Raw genomic sequence first — 6,127 nt, 5'->3', positions numbered from 1 at the left:
GCTGAGGAGATTTCAGCGAGGATCCCGACGATGACGAATTCGCTTGTTCCGAGAACGAACGTCAGGAGCGACAACGTGGCGATCAACAGCCAATCGCGTCGACTTAAACGAGTAGTAGGTGACATGGATGATTCCTCAATTCTGGCGCTTGCGCGCGAAACTATGAGTAACAGGATAGCATGAAACGATTTCGTCGGGTATCGCAAAGCGAGAATTCGGGAAAAGAACCATTATTCGAAATAGCGTGAGAATTTCCAGGCTTGCTGTTTTTTGCGTATACTACAGATGAAGACTACTGACAAAGGAGTGGAAACGATGCAAGCGACAGTGACATGGAACAAACAGATGGGGTTTAGTGGACAGACGGAATCAGGGCATCATCTTGCGATGGATGCAGCACCGGAGAACGGTGGCGAAAATCAAGCACCACGACCGACTGAACTGCTACTACATGCCGTTGCCGGCTGTACTGGAATCGACATCGTCTCGATTTTAGAGAAGATGCGCTTGACGATTACTCATTTCGAAATGGATATCGAAGGGGAACGGGCAGAGGATCATCCGCGGCGTTTTACGTCAATCTCGATTCATTACCGGCTTGAAGGTGATCTCCCGGAAGATAAGGTCCGTCGCGCCATCTCGTTATCAAAGGATAAATATTGTTCGGTCTCGCAATCCTTGAACGCTGAGATTTCCGTCTATTATTCCATCAATGGTGTCCGGAGCGAGGATCCTTTGTGAAGAAAGTAGCACTGATCGGTTGCCTGTTGCTTGCAGGGTGTGCGCAGGAGACGACGGAACCAACGAAACCATCACAACCAGCAACGAAGCAACCGACGGAGGCGAAGAAACCAAAGCCTGAGCCGACAAAGGAAGCACAACAACAAGCACGATTAAAGCAACAACTTGAAGCGATGTCGACGTCAGAAAAAATCGATCAACTGCTCTATATCGGAGTTGCCGGCACGGAACTTTCAGCAGCTGACCGGAAATTGTTGCAGACGCATGCGATCGGTGGGGTCTTACTGCTTGGTGGGAATATTACGTCAGAAGATCAACTCTTGACGTTCACGCGTGCCATTCAAGAAACGAACCAAAAACCGTATGCCTTCGTCGGGGTTGATGAAGAGGGCGGACGGGTCAGCCGGGTACCGGATCAACGGTTACGTCTCCCGACGAGTCAACAGATGGCGCAAGGTGCAGATGTTGCAAAAATGGAAGACGTCGGACGTACGCTCGGTCACCTGTCACGGTTTTATGGGTTCAACATGGACTTCGCACCGGTCCTTGACGTCAATAGCAATCCGAACAATCCAATCATCGGCGACCGTGCGTTAAGTGCTGATCCGAAAACCGTCGCGACTCTCGGTACGGCCCTGATGCACGGGATGCAAGAGACGGGAACGATTCCGGTCGTCAAACATTTTCCCGGTCACGGCAATACGAGTGTCGATTCCCATGTCGGGTTGCCGAAAGTGACAGCATCAAAGGAAGAACTGAAGCGAACGGAACTGTTACCGTTCCAAGAAGCGATTCAAGAGGGCGCCGAGATGGTGATGGTCGCCCATATTCTCTATCCCGCGTATGACGATCAAAATCCATCTTCGCTCTCGAAGCCGATCTTGACTGACCTCTTGCGTCAACAACTCGGATTCAAGGGTGTCATCATCACGGATGACCTTGTCATGGGGGCGATCACGAAACGATATGGTCTCGCGGAAGCGGCACGCCAGGCACTTGTAAATGGAGCAGATATGGCGATGTTTTCGGAAGCAGGTGCCTATCCGAAGGTCCACACCGAAGTGATGCAAGCCGTTAAAGAAAAAACGTTGTCGTCAGAGATGCTCGATGCTAAAGTGATGCGGATCTTAAAGCTGAAGCAGACCTATGCCGACAGCCAGAAGCAACAGCGACCGACAAAATCGGAGCTTGTTCAGCAAGTGGAAGCGCTCAACTAGGACTAGCGAAGCAAAGCGACTCATGCTAGACTTATGGGGCAAGCCAATTAAACACGAAAAGACACTAGGGGAGTCTCGCAGCAGACTGAGACGGAAGTATCCGGACCCTTTGAACCTGATCTAGTTCGTACTAGCGGAGGGAAGTGGCTCGAAACCTTAGATATCCTTAGCGCTTCAGCGCATTTTCGGACCACTCCTTTCAACATCGGGAGTGGTCCTTTTTCGTATGGAAAGGAAGAACATGATGCGTCTACATCTGATTTCGACGGGATCCATCAATCCACGCGATGGAGTGGAAACCTTTCAATCGCTTCAACCATATACGGATCAGCTTCATCTTCGAGAACCAAATTTGTCGGCAACAGAATTGTTAGATCTGATTGACGCGCTCCTTGCAAAAGGGTATTCGTCTGATCAATTAACTGTTCACGACCGGGTCGACGTCGCCCATGTCGCTGGCATCGGTGTGCAATTGACGCGACGTTCCTTACGTGTCCGCGATGTTCGGCGACACTTTCCGAATCTCATCATCGGGAAATCCGTCCATTCACTGGCAGAGGCGCTCGCAGCAGAAGCGGAAGGAGCTGATCGATTGCTGTACGGTCATATTTATCCGACAGCGTCGAAACCAAACGTGCCACCGCGAGGGATCGATGCCTTGAAGCAAGTTGTCACTTTCACGACGAAACCAGTCATCGCAATCGGCGGGATCACTCCTGATCGCATTCCTGAGATCGCAGCGACCGGTGCAAGCGGAATCGCCGTCTTATCCGGTATTCTCGGTCAAGCGGACCCGCATGCTGCCATTCAGCGTTATCAGGGGGTACGGGTATGACGGATCACATCATCATCGGTGGTGGAGTCATCGGTTTGACGCTTGCTTACAGTCTCGCTTGTCAGAACGAATCCGTTCTTGTCCTTGATCGCGGAACATGCGGACAAGGGACGAGTCGGGCGGCTGCCGGGATGCTTGCGACGGACATCGAGCTGAGAGAAGAATTGCATACGCTTGCCGCGCGAAGTCGCCGTCTGTATCCGTTACTTGCGCGACGCCTCACGCGCGAGACCGGGATCGATTGTGGCTACCGGGAACAACCATTTTTATTGAAACAAAATGGGCAAGAATACTTATTTCCATCGGTCGGTCAAATCGATCCGCGACGACTAACGACTGCATTGATGCATGTCTTACGAAATCGTGGGGTACCAATCGAAGAACAGGTGGACGTCACGCGAATCGAGGAGAGTAATGATTTCATTAGGGTTGAGTCGAACACGGGAACGTGGACGGGACGAACGGTGACGGTTGCTGCCGGACGCGGGTCCCAAGCCTTGCTCGATACAGCGGGCATTTCGATTGCGACATATGGGTNNCGGTGTCAAAGGGGAATGTCTGGCAGTCCGTCTCGCAGGTCAGCCATTACGCTCGATCCTGTTTGATGACGCCGTCTACCTCGTACCGAAAGCGGACGGACGGATATTGATCGGTGCGACCGAACTACCGCACGACGAGACGATCGGTGTTAGTGTCGCAGGAGTCACGTCACTGCTTCAAGCAGCAGAGCGTCTCTATCCACCGATCCGTGATGCTGTCATCGAAGAAGTCTGGTCAGGCGTACGACCACAAACAGAGTCCGGCTTGCCATATATCGGAGTCGCCGATTCATCCCGTCGGATCTTTATAGCGACGGGGCATCATCGGCATGGCATATTACTCGCACCGGCGACAGCGGAAGTTTTGGCAAACACATTACGGTTGATCCTAAAGGAGGAAGTCCGATGAACATTACGATTAACGGCAACGACCACACCATTGAACAGATTGAGACGATTGAGGATATGCTCACGCAACTTGGCTTAGGGGAAAAACTCGTCATCGTCGAACAGAACCGACAGATCATCGACCGCGGAGCTTACGATCAAACGGTCGTTCGGAACAATGACATATTCGAAATCGTTCATTTCGTAGGAGGAGGATAAACATGCTACAAATTGGAGAAAAGACATTCGAATCACGATTATTACTCGGAACGGGGAAATATACGGATGCTACGGTACAGCAGGAGGCCATCGATGCGTCCGCTTCACAAATCTTGACGTTCGCTGTCCGGCGGCTCGATCTCTTCGACAAACAACAACCGAATTTCTTGGAGTCGCTTGATTTAACAAAGTATGATTTACTACCGAACACGGCTGGTGCGAAGACAGCGGAAGAAGCGGTTCGGCTAGCGAAACTTGCGCGGGCATCCGGTATGTGCGACATGGTCAAGGTCGAAGTGATTGGGTGCGATAAGACATTACTACCTGACCCAATCGAGACGTTACGGGCTTCTGAAGAGTTACTTAAAGAAGGATTCATCGTCTTACCGTATACATCGGACGACGTCGTCCTTGCACGACGACTCGAGGAACTCGGCTGTCATGCCATCATGCCGGCAGCGTCACCGATCGGGTCTGGGCAAGGCATCCTCAATCCGCTCCACCTAAAGTTCATCATCGAGCAGACGACGGTGCCTGTCATCGTCGACGCTGGAATCGGTTCTCCAACTGACGTCGCCTATGCAATGGAACTGGGAGCGGATGGTGTCTTATTGAACTCCGCTGTAGCCCATGCCCAGGATCCGGTCAAGATGGCGCGCGCGATGCGACTAGCCGTCGAAGCAGGGCGCTTCGGCTACGAAGCGGGAAGAATCGAGAAGAAACAGTATGCAGTCGCGAGTAGTCCAACGAGTGGATTGATTCGATGACACGTTATTCACGTCAAACTCGATTTCAACCGATTGGAGAAGCAGGACAAGCACGCTTCGCAACAGCAAAGGTACTGATCATCGGGATGGGGGCACTCGGAACAGCATCGGCAGAACAACTCGTTCGCGCTGGTGTCGGCGTCGTCCGAATCGTCGACCGCGATTATGTCGAGTGGAGTAATCTACAACGGCAACAACTCTATACGGAGGATGATGCACGGCACAGCATACCGAAGGCGATTGCTGCAAAAGCGCGGCTTGAAGCAATTAATTCGACGGTGACGATCGAAGCACATGTATTAGATGTCGACCGGGCAGCGCTGACGTGGCTTCTCGATGATATCGATCTCATCATCGATGCGACGGATCATTTCGATATTCGTTTGCTAATGAACGACATGGCGTTACTACGTTCGATTCCGTGGATTTACGGTGGTTGCATCGGCAGTTACGGGATTACTTTCACTGTTCGCCCGGGAGAGACGCCATGTCTGCATTGTCTGCTCGATCAATTACCACGTGATCAGGAGACGTGTGATACGGCGGGAATCATCGGTCCAGCTGTTCAGATGGTCGCCTCTCTACAAGTGACGGAAGCGTTGAAGTGGTTGAGCGGGAAGACGGACGCGCTGCGGACACGTCTGCTTGCCTTTGACGTGTGGTCGAATACATTCCAACAAATCAACGTCCAGTCACTGAAGCAAACAGAGTGCCCCTCGTGCGGCATCGAGCCGTCTTATCCTTATTTATCGAATCAAACGGTGCGTTTCACGGCATTGTGCGGTCGCGATGCCGTTCAAATCCGTGGAGACGGACAGCGGGATCTCGAACAATTAAAACAACGCCTCCAGCCGATTGCGTCGATTTCCGCCCATAACCCATACTTGCTGGCGTTTACGACGGATGAGCATCGAATGGTCGCTTTTCGAGATGGTCGTGTCTTGATTCATGGCGAGGCGGATCTCGTTAAAGCAAAACGACTGTATCACGCCTATTTCGGATAAACGTTCATAAAACAGTAAAACTAATTTTAAAAATATATGTTTTAAATGTTTAAAAAACAGGTAAATAAGACTTCAGACATAAATCGGTCTACAGGTTTTGAACGTGAAGAGGAGTGATTCAGATGAAACAAGAATTCGATCCGATGAAGGATCAAGCACAGACGGAAGAAACACAGGCGGTTGTCCAGCAAGCCAACTGGAATCCGGACCGGTACCGGACGAACTTGAACCCATTCTATCTGTCACCTTGTAGTGTCGAACGTAGAGAAGATTTGCATCAGGATGCATCGAAGATTCTCGAAGTCGAGACGTCGTCGCCCCTCCAACAACTTTTTGAACACAATCAAGCAACGCATACATCCGAACCAACGGGCAAAAAATTTAAGACAGGCATCGTCGTCGGTGTCGGTGCGATCAT

General features: G+C 51.3%; 9 protein-coding genes and 1 riboswitch. All 9 genes read left to right on the top strand.

The genetic code is table 11. The annotated features are described in order from the left end of the window. Positions 1 to 315 precede the first annotated feature (315 nt). Positions 316 to 741: an OsmC family protein gene (locus tag B2751_RS01515; protein WP_023467853.1), complete on the top strand. Its 426-nt coding sequence runs from the start codon at positions 316 to 318 to the stop codon at positions 739 to 741. Then, on the top strand, positions 738 to 1,958 hold the full coding sequence (gene nagZ, locus B2751_RS01510; RefSeq protein ID WP_290772321.1) for a beta-N-acetylhexosaminidase: 1,221 nt from the start codon (positions 738 to 740) through the stop codon (positions 1,956 to 1,958). Before B2751_RS01515 ends, nagZ begins: the two co-directional genes overlap by 4 nt. A 56-nt stretch (positions 1,959 to 2,014) precedes the next feature. Further along, positions 2,015 to 2,117, top strand: a riboswitch (TPP riboswitch). An 85-nt stretch (positions 2,118 to 2,202) separates the two neighbouring features. Beyond that, the gene (locus tag B2751_RS01505) at positions 2,203 to 2,793 is read left to right on the top strand and encodes a thiamine phosphate synthase (protein WP_290772319.1); all 591 of its coding nucleotides are present in this window, start codon (positions 2,203 to 2,205) and stop codon (positions 2,791 to 2,793) included. Next, complete coding sequence (locus B2751_RS01500; protein WP_290772317.1) at positions 2,790 to 3,398, top strand: NAD(P)/FAD-dependent oxidoreductase; 609 nt, start codon at positions 2,790 to 2,792, stop codon at positions 3,396 to 3,398. The genes B2751_RS01505 and B2751_RS01500 overlap by 4 nt, the downstream gene beginning before the upstream one ends. Then, the gene (locus B2751_RS01495; RefSeq protein ID WP_290772480.1) at positions 3,325 to 3,741 is read left to right on the top strand and encodes an FAD-dependent oxidoreductase; all 417 of its coding nucleotides are present in this window, start codon (positions 3,325 to 3,327) and stop codon (positions 3,739 to 3,741) included. The genes B2751_RS01500 and B2751_RS01495 overlap by 74 nt, the downstream gene beginning before the upstream one ends. Then, positions 3,738 to 3,938 (top strand): sulfur carrier protein ThiS, encoded by a 201-nt coding sequence (thiS, locus tag B2751_RS01490; RefSeq protein ID WP_290749465.1) that lies wholly within the window; start codon positions 3,738 to 3,740, stop codon positions 3,936 to 3,938. The genes B2751_RS01495 and thiS overlap by 4 nt, the downstream gene beginning before the upstream one ends. Positions 3,939 to 3,940: 2 nt before the next feature. After that, entirely contained in the window at positions 3,941 to 4,705 is a 765-nt protein-coding gene (locus tag B2751_RS01485; RefSeq protein ID WP_290772315.1) for a thiazole synthase, read from the top strand. Then, the gene (locus B2751_RS01480; protein ID WP_290772313.1) at positions 4,702 to 5,709 is read left to right on the top strand and encodes a ThiF family adenylyltransferase; all 1,008 of its coding nucleotides are present in this window, start codon (positions 4,702 to 4,704) and stop codon (positions 5,707 to 5,709) included. The genes B2751_RS01485 and B2751_RS01480 overlap by 4 nt, the downstream gene beginning before the upstream one ends. Positions 5,710 to 5,831: 122 nt before the next feature. Then, the coding region (locus tag B2751_RS01475; protein WP_290772310.1) for a hypothetical protein at positions 5,832 to 6,127 on the top strand (296 nt) is incomplete at its 3' end.

The organism is Exiguobacterium sp. UBA6282 (genome assembly GCF_002440475.1).
Lineage (GTDB): Bacteria > Bacillota > Bacilli > Exiguobacteriales > Exiguobacteriaceae > Exiguobacterium_A.
Note: the sequence above shows the minus strand (reverse complement) of the source record. Positions and strands in the feature narration are given on the sequence as shown.

Bases quoted from the DNA above. Each gene is read 5' to 3' on its own strand.
- B2751_RS01485 (WP_290772315.1), top strand. From the start codon at position 3,941: ATGCTACAAATTGGAGAAAAGACATTCGAATCACGATTATTACTCGGA.
- B2751_RS01515 (WP_023467853.1), top strand. From the start codon at position 316: ATGCAAGCGACAGTGACATGGAACAAACAGATGGGGTTTAGTGGACAG.
- B2751_RS01480 (WP_290772313.1), top strand. From the start codon at position 4,702: ATGACACGTTATTCACGTCAAACTCGATTTCAACCGATTGGAGAAGCA.
- B2751_RS01505 (WP_290772319.1), top strand. From the start codon at position 2,203: ATGCGTCTACATCTGATTTCGACGGGATCCATCAATCCACGCGATGGA.
- thiS (WP_290749465.1), top strand. From the start codon at position 3,738: ATGAACATTACGATTAACGGCAACGACCACACCATTGAACAGATTGAG.